The organism is Polynucleobacter hirudinilacicola (assembly GCF_002192535.1).
Classification (GTDB): domain Bacteria; phylum Pseudomonadota; class Gammaproteobacteria; order Burkholderiales; family Burkholderiaceae; genus Polynucleobacter; species Polynucleobacter hirudinilacicola.
In genome coordinates, this window is the sequence record NZ_NAIA01000003.1 from 179,279 (window position 1) to 201,256 (window position 21,978).

The window sequence follows — 21,978 nt, forward strand, 5'->3', positions numbered from 1 at the left end:
CCTACATTTTGGCGGGGGGCATTCTCGCGCAAGCCCTGTGTTGCAGCATGTTCTATTTTTTAATTTATGACTCTCAAGCAGCGGGCATGCTGGCCCACCTAATAATTCAACATCTCTCTTACTTTTTCTTAGGGGGCGTATTTATCATCATGAGTGTTTCCAATATTCTCATTAAAAGAGGTTTATCACAGTTAAGAGTGATTCGTATACCATCGCTCACTATATTTTTAGCAATCGCTACTACGAGCTTCCTACTCATACCCCGTATGGATTATTTGCGAGAGACTGCCCTGATCGATGGCATGCCCGTCATGCTCTCTCCTTTTGCCAATTACTTTGCAGTACTTAATGCCATTACATTGCTTCTACTACTAGCCCAAATGATATTTAGCGGCCTCATGGCATGGCGCTTAAGCGATCACCAATTAACCCAAATGGCGCCTGACCGAAGCAATTAAAGGGATCTGTTGCTCCGGCCTGACAAACTGCCCAAGCTCAACTCGCAAATCCGATTGAGTAATAAAAAAGGTTTTTGATCCCTCTAGGGGTGGCTCAATTTTTGCCCATTGGGCATTGAATTCATAAACCTTTTCTCTGTAGCCAATGAATTTTTTGACTAAAAGACGTTTGCCTTCAATTTCAATCGTTTCACAATCTAGGGCATGCCTACAGTAGATTAAAAATCCAATCGTGACCGCAGTTAATTCCAGAGTTGTAAAAACGGGAATCATCCATACTCCCGCCAAGAAGAAACCAATTCCCACGATTAAGGATAGACAGACCAAAACAATATAAAACTGAAGCAGTTGCTTAGGTGTCAGGGCGCAGTTTCTACGCATTTGCCAAGTCTTCATACCAAAGCCAGATTACCTAAAATTAATGGGTATTTTTACGCTCTTGGGATTTAGCCAACTGGTCAGCACTTCTTTGCTGAAAATCGACCATGGTGTGATAACCCATTTGATAGCAGGGGCAATGCTTACCCAGAATCCAGCGAGCAAGCTTAACGCGAAATTTTTGAATCATTTACATCTCCTAAGATTGAGCTTCAAATGTAAACGCAAATGGAGTTTAGTGCTGGCCGCAGGGATAAAAAGGGGGGCATTTAGCCCTAATTAGGTGCCAGCAAAGATGAGACAAATCCATTACATTGAATGGATGACCAATTCCACACCCTCTACTCGTAAATTACCTTTATTTCCACTGGGTACCGTACTTTTTCCAGATGGCGTCATTGCGCTCAAGATTTTTGAAGCGCGCTATCTCGATATGATTAAGCAATGCCTTCGTGAAAAGACCGAATTTGGCGTCGTGAGCATCATTAAAAATACTGACACTAGTGACGAAGATATATCTCTATCTTTTTCTAAGATCGGCACACTAGCTCAAATTGAGGATTTTGATCCTATTCAGCCAGCGCTTTATATGACTAAATCATTTGGCACGCAGCGATTTAAGTTATTGAGCAGCAGCCAGGAAGCTAACGGCCTTTGGATAGGCGAAGTAGAGCTTTTGGAAAATGATCCGCTCATGCCAATTCCGCAAGAACATCAAGGTGTTGCTAAATTGCTGGATGAAATAATATCTGTCATTCAAAGCGAAGATCTCATGGGAGAGGCGCCCTTTAAGAAGCCTTTTAAAGTAGATGATTGCGGATGGGTTTCTAATCGCCTGGCTGAACTATTGCCAATCTCCCTTGCCCAGAAGAATCATTTGCTAGCTCAAACCAATCCTCGCATAAGACTCGATCTGATTACTGAAATTATTGAAGATGATGATTTAAGAAATCTCATGATGCATTAATACTATGCTTGATGAGTTGATCCGTAAAACAATACGAGAGATGGTTGGCGGAAGCGGTCCACCTATTGCATTCTTAACCCCGCAGGGAGACCGAGGGCTATTTGGCCCCGAGTCAGTTTCCTGGAAAATTCATGCAGACTTTATTTCCATGATGATTGGCGGTATTAGCTCATTGATTTTGCAAGCCCTGCATCCACAGGCTTTGGCTGGAGTATGGGACCACTCCTCCTTCAGAGAAGATCTCAAAGGTCGCCTTGGTAGGACTGCGTTTTTCATTGCAGCAACGACCTACGGCCCTACTGATATGGCAAATAATATCATCACAAAGGTTAATCACATTCACACCAAAATTACTGGCCTCGATGAATTTGGCAAGCCCTATTCAGCTACAGACCCTCATTTGCTTGCCTGGGTACATCTCACAGAGACACGCAGTTTCATCAACTCTTTTGAAGGCTATCGCATGGAAACAATCAGCCCAAAAGAGAAAGATCAATATTTTCTAGAGATGAGTTCTCTAGGAGCAAGAATGGGCGCTATGAATCTTCCGACTACTTATGCCAGCACTGAGAAGGCCATCCAAGGCTATATACCGGAGCTCTATTTTGGAGAGCGTGCCAAGAGCATTATTGATTTACTGGATAACTTCCCCAGCAATCTAACAGCCAAGCCCTTTATCAAGCTCATTAGTCGCGCCGGCTTTCTGAATCTTCCAGACTGGGTATATCCCATAATTGGAAAATCTACCCCGAGTTACTTTGAACGTCTAGCAGTCAAAAAAAGTATTGATTTAATTGCAATTCCCGTTCGTGAAGCCCTTAAGAATGGGGTGGCCGCTCATTCCTTAAGAAGAGTTTATGGATAACTATAGAAAGTAATCATGATTACAAATTATTTTTTATCTGGCATGGTTGGCATCATGCTCTTTTTTACAGTAGTTGTTGCCCCTACTGTGTTCAAAGTGCTACCTGTCGAATGGTCCAGCAAATATGTCAGAAACTTTTTCCCAAAGTACTACGCAACCTTGGGCTTAATCACCCTGATCTGCGTATTTACAGAACCAGATATAGCAAACAAGGTTTTACTCGGAATCTGTGCAGCCCTTTTTGCCTTCACCCTTTTCTACTTAACTGGAAAAATTAATCACGCCAAAGATAGTGGCCAGGGTCGTCAATTTCACTGGCTTCATGGTACCAGCGTAGTGATTAATCTGTTTCAGCTTATTTCTTTTCTATACCTACTGGTCATCTCTTCATGAAAATTCAATATGCCATCACCCTTGTCGCACTGATACTGTTGTCTATGGGCGCTACTAACGCGCAGACTAAACCGAATCAGAAACTGAATTCAAGCTATGTTGAAAGCTGCATTCAAAGTCAGCTTCAAATACATCAGAATTTAAAGGAGATTTCTCAAGGTGATTTTCGAGCGCATTGTGAATGTACGGCAAAACAACTATCTAGCACTCTCAGCTCAACACAGCTAGATGAGCTTCTCAAAACCAATCAGTCGCCTAAGTGGCTTAAATCTGCAGAAGATGCGGCAAGCAAATCCTGCCTTAAGCCCGTGACTAAGACTCAGGCTTGGTTTTATCAGATTCTTGTTCTAAGTTCTTGAGGGGACTTGGCTTCAAATTTAAAGAAGGTGCCGCCATTTTTTCACCATCCCACACTTGCCCACACCAACACTCACCAGCATCATTAATAATACAAACGCCAGACCCACAGCAGCGCTTATCTGGAGATTTCATAATTCAGCCCTTATCAATTCAAGATTGGAAATTAAGGCTATTCTAGAGTTTTTATTGATTTAGTGTTGACCTCTATTGACGTGATGAAGCAAACCGCCTTATTTGAAATTGCTCCGGTACAACATGGACAAAACCTGTTGCCCAAGGATGGGTCTGCTTACTACTATCCAGAATGGATGAGCGCAGTAGATAGCACTGAGTTGATGGAGCGTCTAGAAAAATCATTGCAATGGGAAGCAGATCACTTATTCATGTTCGGAAAATATGTGACAACCCGGCGTAAGGTGGCTTGGGTAGCAGATCCAAGCTGTACTTACACCTACTCTGGGGTAAAAAAAGAAGCTCAACCATGGATTCCGGAATTACTAGCCCTTAAAACCCAAATTGAAGAACTTGCCCAATCCGAATTTAACTCCTGCTTACTGAATCTCTACCATGATGGAAAAGATGGGATGGGTTGGCATAGCGATGATGAAAAAGAGTTAGATGCAAATTCCCCAATTGCCTCAATCAGTCTTGGTGCTACCCGTAAATTTTCATTAAGGCACAAGACTGATAAAACAACTGTCTCCCTACCTCTAGAAAATGGTAGCGCTCTTGTCATGCATTCACCGACTCAGCAATTTTGGCAGCATGCTCTACTTAAAACTACAACTATTCACATACCTCGTATCAATCTCACTTTTAGAAAAATTAATCCTCATCATGAACGCCAAGAAAACTAACGCATGTATTGAATTAAAAGATCTGAAGCTACAGACACAAATTGGAACTTATGCGCCTGGCGCGATCATTCCTAAGCAACACCTATTGGATTTAACGCTATGGATTGACGAAAAACTCATCTTAATCACAAAAGATCTGATGGAAAATGTGTTTGACTATGATCCTCTAGTGATTGAGATGAATAGACTTGCAGGCGATGGCCACTATGAAACGCAAGAAAGACTCATGACCCGAATAGTTCAGGCTTGCTCACAGTATCCCGAAATTCAATCCCTTGAAATCAACCTCAGAAAATCACCAGTTAGCGCAGGCTCTGGCTCACTTGGCATCAGACTCAAAGTGGATCAAACTACCTTGGATGATTTTAGGACTTCTAAGTTCTCATCGTAAGTAAGCCCTAATGAGACTCAAAATATCATCATAGAGCTGCCTAAGCTTTTTAAAGAATTTCATTTAGTAATTGATTGAGCGCTAATTCCAGTCTACAACTAGACATCTGAATGTATGTCAGTATTACCGGCTATCCCTTAAGGCAATGAGCAAGGGATGATCCACTGGAAACTGAGCATCTTCAATAGCAGCGCTAACTTCTGGTAAGGTTTCAGCTATTTCTTCACTCCCTTGAAAAACCATTGTCCACTTACTAAAGCTTCGCTCGCTGATCTGCTTTGACTCTATTAAGCGGACATTTTTGTGTCGGTCGTCCTTTTGAATTTTTTGCCACAAGGCATTGATATCCTTTTCAAGTCCCTCAATAACTTGTCCAAATTGATTATTCTCATAAATGAGTGCGCCAGTAATCCCTAAAGCTTGGTTATTGGAATACGAGTGATATAAGAGCCTCATCAGACCCAAGAACGACATATTTTGGGCTGGTTCACTCACATAAGTTAATTCAATTAGCTTAGACATCACCCAATACTAGAGATACCCTATGTCAATTGCTCTAGGCGTTTACCCGAGCGCTTCATGCAGTAGCCCCAAATGACAAAATCCCCACCATTGTTGATGAGGGTTTGCTTTTCTGGTGGTTACGGCAGGACTTAAACCTGCAAACTTCTATCGCACTTAACTGCGATGAAATCCTCTTTGATTTCTATCGCAATTCAATTGTCATTGAGCAGGTAGGGTGCATTTCTTGGCAACCGGAAGCTAACCAAAAAAGCTAGCCCTAGCATTACAGTGACATACCAGTAAAACAATGACTCATATCCCTGTGCTTTAAAGCTTAGAGCTACAAATTCAGCCGTACCCCCAAAGATCGAATTAGCAATTGCATAAGACAAGCCGACACCTAACGCTCTTACCTCCGGAGGAAACATCTCTGCCTTTACTATTGCGGCGATTGATGTATAGAAACTAATAATGCCTAATGCGAAGCTAATGACCAAGAAAGCTATCCAGCTCTCAGAAACTCCTTGAAGAATAGCCATCATTGGAATAGTAAAAAGCACTCCTAAACCACCAAAGAGCAGCATATTGTTTCTGCGGCCTATACGATCTGATAGAGCCCCAAATACCGGTTGCATCAACATAAAAACCAATAAGCATCCCGTCATTACAGCACTAGCAGTCTGTATAGACATATGCGCTGAGTTCACTAGATACTTTTGCATGTAGGTTGTGAATGTGTAAAAACTTAAAGAGCCTCCTGCCGTATAGCCCAAGACAGTAAAAAATGCTTTTTTATGATCTCGAAATAAAGCCTTAATACTGCCGGCATCCTTGTTTACCTCAGATAAATTAGGTGCTGTCTCAGAAAGAGTTTTTCGTAAAAAAAGTACAATCACCGCAGCAAATGCACCGATAACAAATGGAATTCTCCAACCCCACTCCTTGAGCTGACTTTCATCTAAAAATTGCTGCAAAATTAAAATGACCAAAACTGCCATTAGTTGACCGCCAATTAACGTGACATATTGAAAAGATGAATAAAACCCTCTTTGCCCCTTCATACCAATCTCACTCATATAGGTGGCAGTAGTTCCATACTCCCCACCTACGGAAAGGCCCTGGAACAGCCTTGCCACTACTAGTAAGACTGGAGCCCAAATGCCAATAACATCATAGCCAGGCAGACATGCGATCATCAAAGAGCCTGCACACATCATCATCACAGAAATTAACAAGGATTTTTTTCTACCATGACGATCGGCAATACGCCCAAAAATCCATCCTCCGATAGGTCGCATCAAAAATCCTACAGCAAAAACACCGGCCGTATTAAGCAATTGAACAGTAGGATTGGCTGCAGGGAAAAATATATGGGCAAAGTAAATAGCACAAAAAGCATAGACATAAAAATCAAACCACTCAACAAGATTACCGGAGGACGCTGCAAATATCGCAAATATTCTTTTTCGCTTTTCTGCTGTTGTGTATGCCATATAATTTTTTAATGTATTTTTAAATTAGTCTTAAAGTTAATAATAAATGTTAGTCAAGTTAAAAGATATTTTTAATGAATAACCCAAGAAGCCAAAAAAACCTCTAAATTACGATGAAAAACTACTAATGCTATTCACGTTAGTAGTTTTGTTGCTGGTGGGCCCTCTAGGACTTGAGGCTGGGACCAAAGGATAGTGAAAGCTGACCCTCTCATTGGTTTAGCAAATAAAAAATCCCTTCTTCTGGGGCGGCACTAAAATCAGGCTAGTTCAGCCTCTGCAAAGTTGGTTTGGTGATAACCCTAGATTTTGGTGAAATAACCTCAAAATCATTTGACCCATTGCTAATTGCTTGGCATTCTGTATTTCACAAGTCTATTGGAGTTATGCAATGAAATTCAAAAAATTAATAGCTGTTGTCGGTTTTATTTTAGCTTTGGGATTAACCGGAACTCAATCACTGGCGCTGACGCATATCGATGGCGCCGTCCCATATGAAGACATTGAAGCTACAGAAATTACAATATCACAATCGCCAAAAACCATCTTAGGACAAGACTTTAAATATCCAGCAGGGCAACCTCTCATCAAATCTTTTGTGATTGATATACCAGTTGGTAAGCAAACTTCTCTACACAAACACGCGGTTCCATTATTTATTTATGTAGTCTCTGGAGAGTTAGAAGTTGATTATGGCAGCAAGGGTAAGAAAACATTTAAATCTGGCGCAGCCTATGTAGAAGCGATTGAATGGTGTCATTTTGGTAAGGCTTCTGGAAAATTACCTGTAAAGATTATTAGCACTTATCTAGGTCAAGAAAAACCTGATCAATTGAAGCCCGATTCTTGCTCTAAGCCTAATTAATTTTTTAAGTCGCTTATTCTGAGGTGCCTGCTCCAGCCGTCACCTCAAGTAGCGCTCAAAAGACAAAACCGCCACCATTGCTGATGAGAGTTTACTTTTTTGGCGGGCCCACCAGGACTTGAAACTGGGGCCAAAGGATAAACTGCGACAACAGCCCATCTTACTGAAGGCATAAAAATTGGAAATATAAGCTACTGCCTTTAGATATTGATCACTTTACTTTAAATTACTTGATCAGACTACGCAATATTTACTTAATACTATAGAGTTTTTTCAACAGTGATTAATGAAATATTTTCTCCGAGCTTCGGTTATATCTTACAACTTCATTAGAAAACTGCTCTGCTGAGCTCCATTTGATCTCGATACCAGTGGATGCGAATGCCTTAATAAATTTTGATTGATTCAGAACATCCTTAATCGCCAATGAAAGCGTATCGCAAACTCCCAATGGAATTTTTTGTGGTGCAAATACCCCGTAAAAAGGATTATTTTCAAAACCTTGAATTCCAAGCTCAGAAAAGGTTGGAACATTTGGAAGCAAAGCTAATCTTTTGCTTCCCATGACTCCGATAATACGGATTTTTCTACTGCGATGATGCTCAATGCATTCGAAAATTGATCCTATCCCTGCAGGAATGTGATTTGCTAGTATGTCGCTTAGCATCGGAGCACTTCCCTGATATGGCACAGTCACCAAATCGAGATTTTCTTTACGATTTATACGTTTCACTAGATATTCCGGAATTGAATTTATTGCTGGGACTCCAATAGAGCGTTGGGCGCCTGTCTGGCTCAATAGCCATTGTCGATACTGCAAGTAATTAATGGGCGGGATATTTGCAGAAATAAAGAGGCAATTTACAAAATTTCCAACTCCAGCTACCGCCTGAAAATCAACCATTGGGTTGTAGCCTGGATTCTTGGTCAGTTGTGGAACTATCGAAATAGTATGGTCATGCGATAGTAGTAACACGCTCCCATCTGGCTTGGAATCCATTAAAGTCTGAGCAGCAATTTGCCCGCCTGCACCAGCTCGGTTTAATACAGTAACCGGAATCCTTAATTGTTCTCGTAGGCCATCAGCAAGATATCGCGCCAACAAATCAGTACCGCCGCCAGGTGGAAAGCCAACCAAGATAGTGATCTTAGGTGGAAGTTGATCAGCATATAACGGGTTTGCACGAAGGGGGCTAATTAGCGGAAGGGTTGCCAAACCAAGAGTTGACAATAAAAAACGACGTGCTGAATTCATATCAATAAAATTTAGCCAAGTTCAAAAGTTGTAATTCCATATGTATCTTCAATGCGCAAATCTCCAACACTTCCTTTATACATTCTAGCCGTCTCAAACATCGGCTGCATGCGATGCCGATGGGCAAGTGCCATCGCCTTTGGATTGCACTCCGGAACATCTAGAAAAACAGGGCAATTATTTGCTACCCTAGCACAAAGAGATGTGTAAAGCTTTTCAGCGGCTAATTCTGAGTTGGCAAAAAGTGGTCCAATTTAAAATCCAACCCTGCATGGGCGGATGACACCATAACCACATATGATGCCATCCTCAATCAGGCCAAGGGCAAAGCTATCAGGCTGGGATATCCAGTTAGATAGAAAAACTGTTCTATTCGCTGGAAAGAAGGATCTATCAAAATCTTGAATCATTGAAAACGGGATTTGATCAAGGGGTATGATTAATCCGCCTACACTATCCGATACTAATTCAATCTTTCTTGAACGACCTGCAAATCGGATGTTACGGTGAGTAAATTGAAAGCCGCTTTTTTGGTAGTTGCTTTGTTGTGCTACAACGCCGTCTAATCCGATTGGCAATCCCTTCAAATAATTCATGCCAACTTGCCATATTTCCCAACCAAAACCCTGTCCGCGAAAATCTGGATGGACGATATAAAGACCAATGAATCCAAACTGCTCACCATATCGTATGGCCGAAATTACGGCAACCGTTTGATCACCTAGTTTAGAAATAAAAAAACCGCTGGGATCTGCCAGAAGAAATGAAGAGGCATCTGATACGCCTGGATTCCAACCCTCTTGCGCAGCCCACTCAATGGCCATTGCTACTTCAGATTGCGACATGTTTTTGATTGAGCGCATAAAATTTATTTAATATTTTTTGATAACACTTGTAAATAGTCATAAATACTTTGAGCAGCATCCTGCCGATCTGATGGTGGTGCCGAAATTAAAAGAGGAGGCATAGTTGTATTTGGTTTTTGCTGAGGGTAAGTTAAATTATGGCACTCACTATAGCAACCGCACCTTGATGACATGCTTTGTTAGTTCCATTGAAAAACATATTCACTTGGTTGATGGTGCGGATGGTGGATACGCCTATGCTGCCACAAAGTTAAAAGGTGCTGCTAGCTGATTAATGCTATTGAATTCTTTATCATATTAAACGACACCAGATTACATACCCATCCAAGACCGCTATCAAATTTTTAATCGCCCCATGAAATGAAGTGCGCGATTTATCGTCACTCCGAAAGCCAAGCAAAAAAATACCAACCCCAAAGGTTGGTATTTTCATTTCTGGTGGGCCCACCAGGACTTGAACCTGGGACCAAAGGATTATGAGAGCAGAAGTCCAAAGAAAACCACTAGGATTTCAAGAGCTTACATCGCCTGTTTATCGGTGTGTGAGTATTTGTGTGACTAGATTGACAAGATCACAAGAGGCACTATCTGACTCTTTGGTTTTCAAAACCAAAGGATTTTTGGAGCAACCATCTAACACTTCGTTGTTCCAAGGTGGTTTTAGAGGAGCAAGCGTTACTTTAAGTAACGCTTATATAGTAAGAGACTGCTTTCAACCCAAAGCAGGCTATGGGGGTACCCCCCTCTAAAAACTACTAAAAGCTTGCATATACAGACTAAGCCACTTATTCTAATTAAAGTAATTATAAGTATTGAAAATAAATGCCCAAAAGTTCAAATGCTATAAGAACGATCATTGCTGCGTTGATTTCGCTTGACGTATGTGCGCAGGCAGAAAATCAGACGTATGAACAACTAGACAGACCCGCAATTTTCGACTCAAAGCCATATGCTGAAATTGGATCTAGCTATGAGGGACTTACCAACGGATATGCTCCATGGCAAAGCCAGTATTTAGATTTAATGCTTCCACTCAAACAGAATGGCTTGGTTTACATTCAACTGTTAAATGCCGAGCGATTTTCACAAGTCGATCAGTCCGCCTATCTCAATTATGCTTACCCATTCACATATGGTGTTATTAATGTTGAGGGATCAATTACTCATAACCCCCAATTCTTAGCCCAAAATTTCTACGGAGCTGGTTGGAATGGAAAACTACCTTATCAATTCAACTATCTCATCTCTGGGCGCGAGAGCAGTTATTTGGATGGAAGAACAAGCAATCAAAACTTAGGGTTTGATAAGTATTTTGATCAATTTAGACTGGCATATGCTGCCATTTACTCAACATTAAATAGCCAAAAAAGTGGTTGGTTAAGTAAATATCAAGCTCAATGGTTTCCCAAGAATAATCACCGCATTGGCCTATCCTACTCGACTGGTCATGAGCCTACAGTAGTTAATGTAGGAAACCTTACTACTGTAGACACGCAGCAATATCAAATAGATGGTTTGTATTGGCTAACAAAGGAGGTGGGCTTAACTGTAGCAGCGTGGCACGCCAAACAAGGTAACTACTACCAAAGAAACGGGGGGCAAATTGGACTTCGATTGGCTTTCTGACCCACTTTTACTTTATGCACTCACACTAGCCGCCTTACTATTTGGTGGAATTTTTATGCTGATACTGACCATCATCATTAAGCATGGAAGACGTATCAAAAGTCAAAAGATTCAAGACTATTTCGTGTCATTAATAAATCAGGCGAAAGAGTATCGCCTAGAAGGCAAGGGAATTAAGCATGAGCTTACATATATTAATAAACTGATTGAACTACACAAGAAAGATGTTGCCTATGGATGGGTTAGGCTATTGGAGCGGACACCAAAAAAGGATCGAGATCAGTTTATTGACATAGCAAAACAAACTAATATGCTCCATTGCATCCCCCATTGCCTGAATGATGAAGGCATCGCTGAGAAATGTATTGCCTTAGAAGCAATTGGTCTTTCTAATTTTGATGGCTATACAAATGAAGCCAAAAAATATGCAATGCAAGAAGGCATCGCTCCGTATGCTTGCATTGCCTTATCTCGCCTTATTGGAAAAGATTCTCTCCCCCAGATTATTGAATCTTATAAAAAAGGAATTCTCTCTACAACACAAGCATTAGCAGCAATAGTAGAAATTCCACGCGACCAAATCATCAACTACATACAGGGCTCAACTCAAAAAACTTTCCCCACGCAACTTAGTCAGTATTTGGAGTTCAATTAAATGAACTTGACTAATATCTCTTCCGAGATTGTGCGGTTCATGGAATATTTTTTTCATGCTCACCTCTTAATTGCATTAATCACTTACATTGTCGTGGCAGCGTTACTCAGAAAACACCTACGCCACCTTAAATATCGATCAATTAGCCATGAAAAAGTGCCGTTTGAGAAATTCAAAGCCCCAAAAATTAGCGTCATTATTCCGGTACATAATGAATCTTTGGGAATCGTAGAAAGCGTTAATGCAGCACTCTCCACCGATTATCCTAATTACGAAATTATTGTTGTTGATGATGGCTCAATCGACAAAACCCTGGCTCATCTTAAAGAACATTTCAATCTTGACAATCTCGCCCTAAACTCTTGCGCCACCATTAGCAATTCACAACCAGTAGCAGCCTTTCAGTCGAAAACATTTCCGAATTTAACCATTATTCAAAAAGTACATACTGGCAAAGCTGACAGCCTAAATGTTGGTATTCAGCATAGTCACGGAGAATATATTTGCTGCATTGATAGTGATTCGATTATCACGCCTGATGCCCTTAGAAAGCTGGTTATTAAATTTATCAATGAGCCTACGCTAGTTGCACTTGGAGGTGCCATCGCCCCAAGCAATGAAATCATAATCCGGAATGGGGAAATTGAAAGAAAGCGAAGCTCTCAGTCCATATTTGTAGGCGTGCAAATCATTGAATACCTCCGCTCTTTCACTTCATGGAGAACTGGCTGGTCTTATTTGGATGGGCTATTAATTATCGGCGGCGCTTTAACAGTATTTACTAAGGAAGCTGTTATTAAAGTTGGAGGCTATAGATCAGAGGCCTATTGCGAAGATCTAGAAATTATTCTCTCGCTGCATGAATACCACCTAAAGCACAACCTGCCTTATAAGATCTGGACCATTCCAGAAGTCATCTGCTGGACTAAGGTCCCTAGAACTAAAGTAGACTTAAAAAAGCAGCGTATTCGTTGGATGTGGGGCGCCTTACAAAGCTTAAGCTGGCATAAACAATTGATGTTTAACAAGAAGAGTGCTCTTATTGGCTGGTTCTCATTTCCGCACATCGTTTTCATTGAGGCTTTTGCCCCCATCATTGAGCTCTTAGGAATAATCTCGCTTTGGGTATGTATAGCATTAGGATTACTCTCCTATCCTTCGTTCTTGATATATGGTCTTTTGATCTACGCCATAACAGGGTTTTATTCTTGGTATGCAATTGCTACAAACGATAACTACATTAGCAGCTTTAATTCACTCAAACAAATATTGCGCTTGGGTGCAATTGGATTAATTGAACCTATCGGCTACAGACAAAGAGATGCTTACTGGAGGATGATTGGGTGGTGGCGATGGTTACGAGGTAAATCTATAGAATGGTAGCCCCTTGGGCGTGAAATCAAATCCAATCTGGCCTGCCAGCCATACTAAATGATCGAAGTTATGTGACCCCTTTCGCTTTAATTACATCGTATGTGTAGCTGACACCCAATAAAAAAGGGCATAAGATGAAACAGTGGAAAGGAAAAATATGAGTCTATTAAGAACATCTCTCATTGGCGGGATAAGCCTTTCAAGCCTGCATTTTTTCTGGGTAATTCTCTTGGCATCTGGGTTTGCGCAATCAGCCTTGGATTTCATATTCAAACTTCATATGCTGAGCTCGCCATTTCAAGTACAGGCATTTGATCTTGGGCTAGCTATGGGATTAATTGGGATCACATTTTTAATTGGATGTTTTTACGGCGCCCTCTTTTTCCTCCTTAAAAATAAGTTATCTTCGTAATTTATGGAGGGTCTTACAAAATCGGAAGCAATTCAGCTCCAAGCAAAGTATGGGTTTAATGAGCTAGAAGTTGCAGATCAAAAAACTCTCTTTAAACTGCTTCTGCGAATATTGGCTGAGCCCACATTCGCCCTTCTCTTGCTGGCTGGATCGATTTACCTAGTTATTGGAAGAATTGATGACGCATTGATATTAATTGGATTCATTTGTATTTCAGTTGGAATTACGCTATTCCAGGAGCGAAAAAGTGAAAAAGCAATTAATGCACTCAAGGAGCTCTCAAGCCCCAGAGCGATTGTCATTAGAGATGGCATTACCCAAAGAATAGCCGGTAAAGACATTGTCGTTGGGGACATACTCATACTTGCAGAAGGGGACAGAATTCCCGCAGATGCCCTATTACTTGAATCACATGACCTACTCGTTGACGAATCATTGCTCACCGGTGAATCTGAACCCACTAAAAAAGATAGTGCTAGTCAAGTTCATTCGGGTTGCATGGTAATTCGGGGTAGCGGCATAGCCAGAGTTACCGCTATCGGCATGCAAACTGAGTTAGGCAAGATCGGAAGTAGCCTAAAGCAAATCATTAGTCTTAATAGCCCTCTTCAGGAAGATATTGGGGAATTGATTAAAAGGGTTACGATTTTTGGGGTCTCCCTCTCAATTATCGTTCTAGCAATCTACGGTTTAATGCACGATAACTGGCTTCAAGGTGCACTGACCGCTATTAGCCTAACCATGGCGTTACTGCCAGAAGAATTCACAGTAATTCTGACGGTATTTATGGCGCTCGGCGTTTGGAGAATAGCTCGCCAAAAAGTACTTACTAGGTATGCACCCGTCATTGAAACACTGGGCAGCATTACAGCTTTATGCGTTGATAAGACGGGTACTCTCACCCTGAATAGGATGTCTTTAGAGGTTCTTGCAACTCCCCAGAATATCCTGATGCTTAGCTCAAAAGATGATGAACTAAATCCATCGCAAAAAGAGCTTCTAGGTTATTGCGTACTTGCAAGCGAGGTAAAGCCCTTTGACCCGATGGAACAAGCTTTTTATGAAAAGCGCCATCTCGCTCCCGAATACATTAATCAGACTTCCGAATTTGAACTGGTACACGAGTATGGCCTGAGCCCCGAGCTCCCTGCGATGACACATCTTTGGAAGGCGCCAGGCTCTGATCGGTGCCTTGTGGCTATCAAAGGTGCGCCCGAGGCAGTTCTTAAGCGCTGTAATTTGACGCAAACACAGATCGCAGTAATTGAAAAACAAATTGAGGATCTTGCATCACAAGGATTGCGTTTACTCGGAGTTGCAAAATCTCAATATACGAAGCAAAGCTCAAATTGGCCAGCAAACTTGAGCTCATTTGAGTTTACTTGGCTCGGTCTTGTGGGGCTCAAAGACCCCATTAGAGAAGAAGTGCCCGCATCCATTCAGAAATGTCAGAGAGCTGGCATTCGCGTCATCATGATTACTGGAGACCATGCCATTACTGCGCAAGCGATTGCAAAGCAAGCGGGTATTGATAGTGCCAGCGTTCTATCTGGTAGCGATATCAATGCACTTAGCGATGTTGAACTTCGCGAAGCAGTAAAGAAAACGTCAATTTATGTACGGATTAAGCCTACTGAGAAATTAAGACTTGTAAAAGCGTTGCAAGCGAACAATGAAGTTGTCGCTATGACAGGTGACGGGGTTAACGATGCGCCCGCCCTAAAAGCAGCTCATGTAGGCATTGCGATGGGGCAACGAGGCACCGATGTTGCTAGAGAAGCCGCATCCTTAGTGCTGCTAAATGATGATTTTTCATCCATCGTCCACACTATCCAGCAGGGCAGACAAATATATGACAATTTACATAAAGCCATCATTTATGTCGTTGCCGTCCACATCCCAATGGCTGGAGCTGTTTTTATTCCCATTCTCTTTGGGGTGCAGCCGATCCTTGACCCAATACATATCGTCTTCCTGCAAATGATTATTGACCCGGCATGTGCAATTATTTTTGAGATGGAAGCGCCTGAAAGCGATGTAATGCTAAAGCCACCTAGAAGTATTAATCAAAAACTCTTTAGCTTGGATAGCATCTCTATGGCTCTATTACAAGGGGCGGGATTGACCGCTATTGTTGTTGGCCTATATTTCTGGCCTAAATATGAACTATTCCCATGCAATGGCTACAACACTATCATTTGGCAGTCTAGTACTTGGAAACATCTCATTAATAATTGTCAGCAGATCTAAAAATGATCACCTCTTTAGAATCCTGCAAAAAACCAATCCATCTCAGAAATGGATTCTCGGTATTGGGGTCATATCCTTTGGATTTTTAATTACGATTCCATTTCTCCGAGATCGGTTTCAATTCACTGTGCCCACACTAGAAGGTGCATTAGCGATTCTTGCCTCTGGGTTAATCGGAATCACGTGGTACGAGCTTGTTAAGCTAGGCTACAGAAGAAAATGGGGCCAATAGTAAATGAATGCTATTGGCCGAAAGCAGCCCTTCAACGCCCTAACCTATACGCATCACCATTGAAAGTGTGCAGTAATCGCTTGCACACTTTTTAGCACCCCCAGCGTTACTTAAAGTAACGCTCAAATGACCAAACCTCACCTTTAGTCTCAAAAGCTAGCTTTTTGTAACTTTTAGGCTAGCTTTAGGTTCTCTGGTTATGAGAGCAGACACCCAAGATAGACCCATGTAAACAGGGGGTCTGCGGATGGTCAGTGTCGGTGTGTAAGCAAATGTGTAAGCAAATTCGTAGATTTACTAGAAGAGCTCTCTCGGTCTTTGGTTTTCGAAACCAAAGGAATTTTGGAGCAACCATCTAGCACTTCGTTGCTCCAAATCGTTTTGGGTGGGATTAACGGGCGGTGCTTAAAGTAATGCTTGATTAACCAATGACCGCTATCGACCCAACTAAGCCACCCACCTACCAAACAAAAAACCTGCCGAAGTAGGTCTTTTATGTAATCACATCAAAGCTAGTTACAAACTAATCGTATAAGTAGCCATCACCGTAGTAGTGGCATCGGCTTTTTCGAAAGCAATTAAACGTAGCAAGGTCCATCAATCAATGGATGATCTTTTACAAAATCTAAGTTAATTTTCAGGCCAATACCTATACCTTCATACGGCTTTACAAAACCTTCTGAATCGAGCTCATAAGCTCCTTTGTCCATCATTTCATCCCTAAATGGATTGAGTAATGTCACATCTCCTTCAAAGTATCCGGGGTTATCAATCGCAGACAGAAAATGAATTGTTGTTCCCATATTGATTGCAGTTGCAGAAGTATGAGGATTAATCGTTAACTTATTGGCGCTCGCCATAGCTGCAATCCTCATTGACTCAGTCACGCCACCAGTCTTCGACAGATCAGGCTGTATAAACTGTACATCCCCATCATCTAATAGGGTTGCAAAATCATAACGGGTATAGTGATTCTCTCCAGCAGCAAATGGGACTCGCCCTAAGCTACGGGCCATGCGATATGCTTTTCGATCCTGTGGTGGAAATGGCTCCTCCAACCAACTCACTCCCGCCTCATCAAAAGCAGGCATTACCTTACGCACATCTGCTAGGGTGTAATTTGTATTGGCATCAACTAATATGTCAATTTCATTGCCTACCGCCTTACGAACTGCATGTACTCTGACAATATCTTTTTCAGCGGTATCGCCCACACGTAACTTTAATGCTCGATAACCAGTTGCCACATGCTCTTGCGCCTCCTTTGCCAAGGAGGCGGGCTCTTGCCATCCAAGGGCAATGCCACCTGCATAGGCTTTAATCTTTTTAGAAGCCCCGCCCAGCATCCTATACAAAGGTTGCTGCATAATCTGAGCACGAATATCCCACAGCGCAATATCAATACCACTTAAAGCTAATACTGCAGCTGCGCCCGTTCCATGGCTGGAGATTTGCATTTTATAAACGCGAGTCCAGATCCCATTAATATCCATTGCGTCACAGTTGAGCACCAGCTCGCGCATAGTCGTATCAATTAATTTTGCGATTGCACCTGGCGCCCTGCCATGGTGTGCCTCCCCCCAACCAACATGACCATCTTCCGTTTCGATACGCACCAGAACTGAATCACGTTTGACACATTTGCCTATACCTAATCGAACCGATTTATTTTCAGGAACTGGAAATGAAATTGGTACAGCCTCTAATTTCACAATACGCATTGGATTACTTGTCATGATTTTTTCAATTAAAGAAGACTTCTGGGTTAACAATATTGTCAGGCCGAATACCCTTAAGGATGGCAAGAATTGTCTTGACTGATCCCTCGCTCATACCGCGCATACTACTAGAAGTAATCGATGCTATATGGGGAGTAAGTAATAAGTTTGGGCAATCAAAGATAGCCTCTTCTCCGGTCAGAGGTTGCTGATCATGCACGTCCATCGCTGCACCAGCAATTTTTCCTGCTTTAAGTGCACTAATGATTGCCTGCGTATCTACCACCGGTCCACGTGCGATATTAATCAGGATGGCATTTGACTTCATCATTGAAATCGAGAGCTGATCTACCATCCCGCGCGTTTCTTCATTCAATGGGCAGCAAATTACTATCACATCAGATTGCGAGAATAATTCTGCTTTTGTAACTGAACGAACTCCACTAGGCAATGTTTCGGGACGCCGAGTAAGCGCAATGGTTTTCATATTTAGGCCCATTGCTGCATTGGCTAATTTGCCCCCTATTGATCCAAACCCAATAATGCCCAAAGTAGTAGTTGCAATCTCGGTGGAGGAGTCTGCTTGTGGCCGAGCTTTTGTCCATCCCTGAATTCGCAACTGTGAATTAATCAGATCTAAGTTACGACGGAAATAAAAAATGGCAGCTATACAGTACTCAACTACAGCATTGGTATTTGAACCTGGTAAGTTTGCAACTGGAATTCTTTTTTTGGTTGCTGCATCTACCGGAATGAAATCTAATCCCACGCCATGGCGAACTACTGCCTTTAATTGTGTAGCTCCATCAAATATATCTTGAGGCAGCTGACATCGAACTATTAACCCTTCACAGTCCGAAATAAGACTTTTTAAAGTCTCAGACTTTATATCTGGCGCCACCACCACATCGCACTCCTCCATGAGAGCTTGATTGCATTCTGGATGTATAGGGTTAGTCAAAAGAACCTTAAATTTTTTACTCAAGAAATGGCGCTCCCTTTTTTATTGGATTATTAAGTACTCCCAAACCCTCAAGCTCTACTCTTACAGTTTGCCCTGGCTGGAGCCATGCAGTAGGCTGATGCATCATTGCCAAACCTGCTGGGGTACCAGTTGCAATAATATCGCCAGGTTCAAGTGGCATTTGCTTGGAGATATAAGAAATTAATTCTGCAACTTTAAAAAGCATTGTGCCGGTTGTGCCATTCTGTAACACCCTACCATCCACATCTAATTTAATTTGAATCGCGTAAGGATTTACTACCTCATCAGCAGTCACTAGAAAAGGCCCCAAAGGGGAGGATGCAGGCATATTCTTTCCTCTGACAAAGTTTCCACTATCCTGCTTAATCATGCCGCTACCGCTGATATCGTTATGAACTGTATAACCAGCTACATGCTCCATTGCATCATCTGGCTCGATAAACAAAGCGCGTTTGCCAATAATGACAGCCAACTCAGCTTCATAACCTACGTTACCCACATCTGGGGGAATAAGAATGGGGTCATTAGGCCCTATGACCGTATTGCCAGATCGAATAAAAATAACTGGCTCCGTTGGATAAGCCATTGATCGCTCATCCAATGCATCAGTAAAGTTGTATGCAGCCCCAATAACTTTCCCCGGCATAGGAATTGGAGAGCATATTGCAAGAGAGTTGAGACTAACTACCGCATTCTGATCGTAGGCCCTACTCTCAATTTTTTCCTTAATTTTTTTAGTCATTAATGGCAAACCCATCCTTACCATCTCTATTAAATTTGGGTATTGACCAGCCATGATGTCACTGCAACTTTCATGAGAAAGATCCAGCACAGACAAAGAGTCGTCCAGTAGAACGCCCACTCTTTGCTCTGATCCTTTTGTAAAAGTTAAGTAACGCATAAATACAGTCTATACAACTCGATATTGGTCGAGAATGTGACGATTAATTTCAATTCCAAGACCCGGACCGTTTGGCACGCTGACTTTACCATTGCGTTGTTCAATAGGCTCAACTGATAACAAATCACGGAATGGATTCTCGCATTGCTCAAACTCAAATAAAGGCGGGTTACCTTTAAAGCTAGGCGGCTGATCGGGCAGCGCTGCCAAGAAATGCAAGGTTGCCGCAACTCCGATCACTGATCCCCACGCATGCGGAACACACTCTACCCCATGTGCACTAGCGAGAGTTGCAATCTTGCGACATTCACTGATACCACCTGCAGCACAAACATCCGGCTGAACAATATCCATCGCTTTGCGCACCACAATATCTCTAAATCCCCAGCGGGTAAATTCATTTTCTCCGCCCGCAACAGCCATATCTAGGGCACGAGTCACCTCAACATAGCCATCCAAATCCTCTGGAGAGATAGGCTCTTCAAACCATTCAATATCTAACTTCTCAAGCTCTCGACCAATCTTGATTGCCTGAGGCACGGTAAAGCAATGATTGGCGTCCACCATCAATCGCATCTCATCGCCCACTGCTTTTCGAACCGCCTCTACACGCCTAATATCCAACTTCAGGTCGCCCAATCCAATCTTCATTTTGATGGCAGTAAAGCCATTCTGCTTAAATTCAATCGCCTCCTCTACTGCTTCTTCGATCAAGCGATCCATATCAATAAAATACAAGCCGGTTGCATAAGCCGTTACTTCATCACGATAGGAGCCGCCTATTAACTTATGAATTGGTTTTCCACAGGACTTGCCAATAATGTCCCACAAGGCAATATCAATTCCGCTAATTGCAGAAATTGCCATACCGGTAGTACCGTAATCTTTGATCCGGTTATATAAATCCTCCCAGATCACCTCTACATCGAACGGATCCCTACCGATAATTCGAGGTCCAAATTGAGTATCGATAAAAGCTTTTGCAACAGCCGATGGTCCGTAACATTCACCCCAACCCACTATGCCGTCATTTGTCTCAATCTCCAAAATACAAGAGCCACGAGTTTTATAAATCCAACCCCTTGAGGAGGTAAAAGGCTTTTGTACGGGAGCGGCAACAATATGACATGTTACTTTTTTAATTTGACTCATTGCTCTTCTTTCAATCTCAATATTTATTTTTTCTCAGAAAATACTTTTTTTCCAACTTCAGATAAGGTGTTTGTAACTGCAATAATTTCAGCGCCCAATGCTTTTCCAGTAAGACTATCAACTCTTGCCCCGCCATCTTCAGATGCAGCTTTAAAGCGCGGATCCTGAATCGCTTTATTAAAAATGGCGATTAATTTTTCTTGAATTTCTGGTGGGGTCTTTGCGGGGGCAACAAGATATGCCATTTGAACCAATGGTCCATATGGGAAAACGTTATATCCTTTTTCCTTAAATGTAGGAATATTAGGCATTGATTTAATACGCTCATTCGCGAAAACACCCAACGGTATCACCATATTGGAATCAATCTGCGCCTTACTCTCAGATGGCTTTAGTACCGCAGCATCAATTTGTTTACCAGCCAGATCGATAATCACTTTAGCCCCACCAGTGTATGGCACGGTTACAACTGAAGAATTGACTACATTACCCGTCATCACTGCAAAAATATGATTTAAGTTATTACTACCTGGAGTGCCAATTGATATTTTTCCAGGATTCTTTTTAACCATTGCCTCAAAACCATCCACATCTTTTACTGGTCCGCCCTTGGGAACAAGAAGCAATAATTGATCTGTTGTGACTCGTGCTATCGGGGCAAATTGATCATTCTTGAGTGGAGTTAAGCCCTGCGCAATCATTGCCATAGTAGAGCTGGTACCCATTCCAATGGTGTAACCATCTGGCTCTGCGTTAGCCACTTTTGTCATACCAATCGTTCCGGTTGCCCCAGCAACGTTATCTACCACCACAGTAACCCCTTCGTCAGCCAGAATCTTAGAAATTAATCTTGCAGAAATATCATTTGACCCTCCGACATTCCAGGGCACCACTAACTTAATCTCCCTGGTAGGAAAATCAGCAGCAATGGCAGATCCAAAAGCCATAAAAACTCCAAAGGCAGAAGCCGCAATTGAATTAACAACCGTTTTAAAAGTATTCATATTCACTCCATTAGCTA

At 42.0% G+C, this 21,978-nt stretch carries 22 protein-coding genes and 2 pseudogenes; 12 read left to right on the plus strand and 12 right to left on the minus strand.

The window, feature by feature from the left end:
- Window positions 1-149 precede the first annotated feature (149 nt).
- Window positions 150-458, plus strand: a complete 309-nt coding sequence (locus B6A14_RS10205; RefSeq protein ID WP_129560411.1) for a hypothetical protein — start codon at window positions 150-152, stop codon at window positions 456-458.
- Here the strand turns inward: B6A14_RS10205 and B6A14_RS05090 are convergent.
- Together B6A14_RS05090 and B6A14_RS10255 are read right to left on the minus strand one after the other, a co-directional pair.
- The gene (locus B6A14_RS05090; RefSeq protein ID WP_087909388.1) at window positions 426-854 is read right to left on the minus strand and encodes a DUF2244 domain-containing protein; all 429 of its coding nucleotides are present in this window, start codon (window positions 852-854) and stop codon (window positions 426-428) included. The two genes, B6A14_RS10205 and B6A14_RS05090, sit on opposite strands and share 33 nt — an antisense overlap.
- 22 nt (window positions 855-876) lie before the next feature.
- A complete protein-coding gene (locus B6A14_RS10255; RefSeq protein ID WP_161491111.1) occupies window positions 877-1,026 on the minus strand; it encodes a hypothetical protein in 150 nt (49 codons plus the stop codon).
- A 105-nt stretch (window positions 1,027-1,131) separates the two neighbouring features.
- Here B6A14_RS10255 and B6A14_RS05095 point away from each other — a divergent pair, with 105 nt between their 5' ends.
- Genes B6A14_RS05095 through B6A14_RS05105 form a run of 3 tightly spaced genes read left to right on the plus strand, consistent with a single transcriptional unit; the run spans window position 1,132 to window position 3,061 of the window.
- Entirely contained in the window at window positions 1,132-1,803 is a 672-nt protein-coding gene (locus tag B6A14_RS05095) for an LON peptidase substrate-binding domain-containing protein (RefSeq protein ID WP_236635668.1), read from the plus strand.
- Window positions 1,804-1,807: 4 nt separating this feature from the next.
- Window positions 1,808-2,668 carry an oxygenase MpaB family protein gene (locus tag B6A14_RS05100; protein WP_087909389.1) on the plus strand — a complete coding sequence of 287 codons (861 nt, stop codon included), beginning with the start codon at window positions 1,808-1,810 and terminating at the stop codon, window positions 2,666-2,668.
- A 15-nt stretch (window positions 2,669-2,683) separates the two neighbouring features.
- Window positions 2,684-3,061 (plus strand): DUF4149 domain-containing protein, encoded by a 378-nt coding sequence (locus B6A14_RS05105; RefSeq protein ID WP_087909390.1) that lies wholly within the window; start codon window positions 2,684-2,686, stop codon window positions 3,059-3,061.
- Between the two features lie 312 nt (window positions 3,062-3,373).
- On the opposite strand, the gene B6A14_RS05110 is transcribed toward B6A14_RS05105, so the two are convergent.
- Window positions 3,374-3,553 (minus strand): hypothetical protein, encoded by a 180-nt coding sequence (locus tag B6A14_RS05110; protein WP_087909391.1) that lies wholly within the window; start codon window positions 3,551-3,553, stop codon window positions 3,374-3,376.
- 65 nt (window positions 3,554-3,618) lie between these two features.
- Between B6A14_RS05110 and B6A14_RS05115 the strand changes: the two genes are divergently transcribed.
- Together B6A14_RS05115 and B6A14_RS05120 are read left to right on the plus strand one after the other, a co-directional pair.
- On the plus strand, window positions 3,619-4,278 hold the full coding sequence (locus B6A14_RS05115; RefSeq protein WP_236635669.1) for an alpha-ketoglutarate-dependent dioxygenase AlkB family protein: 660 nt from the start codon (window positions 3,619-3,621) through the stop codon (window positions 4,276-4,278).
- Window positions 4,259-4,669 (plus strand): dihydroneopterin aldolase, encoded by a 411-nt coding sequence (locus B6A14_RS05120; RefSeq protein WP_087909392.1) that lies wholly within the window; start codon window positions 4,259-4,261, stop codon window positions 4,667-4,669. The genes B6A14_RS05115 and B6A14_RS05120 overlap by 20 nt, the downstream gene beginning before the upstream one ends.
- 123 nt (window positions 4,670-4,792) lie before the next feature.
- On the opposite strand, the gene B6A14_RS05125 is transcribed toward B6A14_RS05120, so the two are convergent.
- Window positions 4,793-5,191, minus strand: coding sequence for a BLUF domain-containing protein (locus tag B6A14_RS05125; RefSeq protein ID WP_087909393.1), 399 nt, complete (start codon window positions 5,189-5,191; stop codon window positions 4,793-4,795).
- A 194-nt stretch (window positions 5,192-5,385) separates the two neighbouring features.
- Window positions 5,386-6,666, minus strand: coding sequence for an MFS family transporter (locus tag B6A14_RS05130; protein WP_087909394.1), 1,281 nt, complete (start codon window positions 6,664-6,666; stop codon window positions 5,386-5,388).
- 391 nt (window positions 6,667-7,057) lie between these two features.
- Between B6A14_RS05130 and B6A14_RS05135 the strand changes: the two genes are divergently transcribed.
- A complete protein-coding gene (locus B6A14_RS05135) occupies window positions 7,058-7,531 on the plus strand; it encodes a cupin domain-containing protein (RefSeq protein ID WP_087909395.1) in 474 nt (157 codons plus the stop codon).
- 283 nt (window positions 7,532-7,814) lie between these two features.
- Here the strand turns inward: B6A14_RS05135 and B6A14_RS05140 are convergent, their stop codons facing one another.
- Window positions 7,815-8,786, minus strand: a complete 972-nt coding sequence (locus B6A14_RS05140; RefSeq protein ID WP_087909396.1) for a tripartite tricarboxylate transporter substrate-binding protein — start codon at window positions 8,784-8,786, stop codon at window positions 7,815-7,817.
- Window positions 8,787-8,797: 11 nt separating this feature from the next.
- Window positions 8,798-9,649: pseudogene (locus B6A14_RS05145) on the minus strand (GNAT family N-acetyltransferase).
- Between the two features lie 106 nt (window positions 9,650-9,755).
- Here B6A14_RS05145 and B6A14_RS05150 point away from each other — a divergent pair.
- The 5 genes and pseudogenes from B6A14_RS05150 (at window position 9,756) to B6A14_RS05175 (ending at window position 16,201) form a co-directional block, all read left to right on the plus strand.
- A complete protein-coding gene (locus tag B6A14_RS05150; protein WP_087909397.1) occupies window positions 9,756-9,923 on the plus strand; it encodes a DUF3095 family protein in 168 nt (55 codons plus the stop codon).
- 551 nt (window positions 9,924-10,474) lie between these two features.
- Window positions 10,475-11,278, plus strand: coding sequence for a YaiO family outer membrane beta-barrel protein (locus B6A14_RS05155; protein ID WP_087909398.1), 804 nt, complete (start codon window positions 10,475-10,477; stop codon window positions 11,276-11,278).
- Window positions 11,256-11,933 carry a hypothetical protein gene (locus B6A14_RS05160; protein ID WP_087909399.1) on the plus strand — a complete coding sequence of 226 codons (678 nt, stop codon included), beginning with the start codon at window positions 11,256-11,258 and terminating at the stop codon, window positions 11,931-11,933. The genes B6A14_RS05155 and B6A14_RS05160 overlap by 23 nt, the downstream gene beginning before the upstream one ends.
- Window positions 11,934-11,972: 39 nt before the next feature.
- On the plus strand, window positions 11,973-13,316 hold the full coding sequence (locus tag B6A14_RS05165) for a glycosyltransferase family 2 protein (protein WP_161491112.1): 1,344 nt from the start codon (window positions 11,973-11,975) through the stop codon (window positions 13,314-13,316).
- A 406-nt stretch (window positions 13,317-13,722) separates the two neighbouring features.
- Window positions 13,723-16,201, plus strand: a pseudogene (locus B6A14_RS05175) (cation-translocating P-type ATPase).
- Window positions 16,202-16,779: 578 nt separating this feature from the next.
- Here the strand turns inward: B6A14_RS05175 and B6A14_RS05180 are convergent.
- Genes B6A14_RS05180 through B6A14_RS05200 form a run of 5 tightly spaced genes read right to left on the minus strand, consistent with a single transcriptional unit; the run spans window position 16,780 to window position 21,961 of the window.
- Complete coding sequence (locus B6A14_RS05180) at window positions 16,780-17,937, minus strand: mandelate racemase/muconate lactonizing enzyme family protein (protein ID WP_236635670.1); 1,158 nt, start codon at window positions 17,935-17,937, stop codon at window positions 16,780-16,782.
- A 7-nt stretch (window positions 17,938-17,944) separates the two neighbouring features.
- Window positions 17,945-18,904 carry an NAD(P)-dependent oxidoreductase gene (locus B6A14_RS05185; protein WP_087909402.1) on the minus strand — a complete coding sequence of 320 codons (960 nt, stop codon included), beginning with the start codon at window positions 18,902-18,904 and terminating at the stop codon, window positions 17,945-17,947.
- The gene (locus B6A14_RS05190) at window positions 18,897-19,805 is read right to left on the minus strand and encodes a fumarylacetoacetate hydrolase family protein (RefSeq protein WP_087909403.1); all 909 of its coding nucleotides are present in this window, start codon (window positions 19,803-19,805) and stop codon (window positions 18,897-18,899) included. The genes B6A14_RS05185 and B6A14_RS05190 overlap by 8 nt, the downstream gene beginning before the upstream one ends.
- Window positions 19,806-19,814: 9 nt before the next feature.
- Window positions 19,815-20,957, minus strand: coding sequence for a mandelate racemase/muconate lactonizing enzyme family protein (locus tag B6A14_RS05195; protein WP_087909404.1), 1,143 nt, complete (start codon window positions 20,955-20,957; stop codon window positions 19,815-19,817).
- A 23-nt stretch (window positions 20,958-20,980) separates the two neighbouring features.
- Complete coding sequence (locus tag B6A14_RS05200) at window positions 20,981-21,961, minus strand: Bug family tripartite tricarboxylate transporter substrate binding protein (RefSeq protein WP_087909405.1); 981 nt, start codon at window positions 21,959-21,961, stop codon at window positions 20,981-20,983.
- Between the last annotated feature and the right edge of the window lie 17 nt (window positions 21,962-21,978).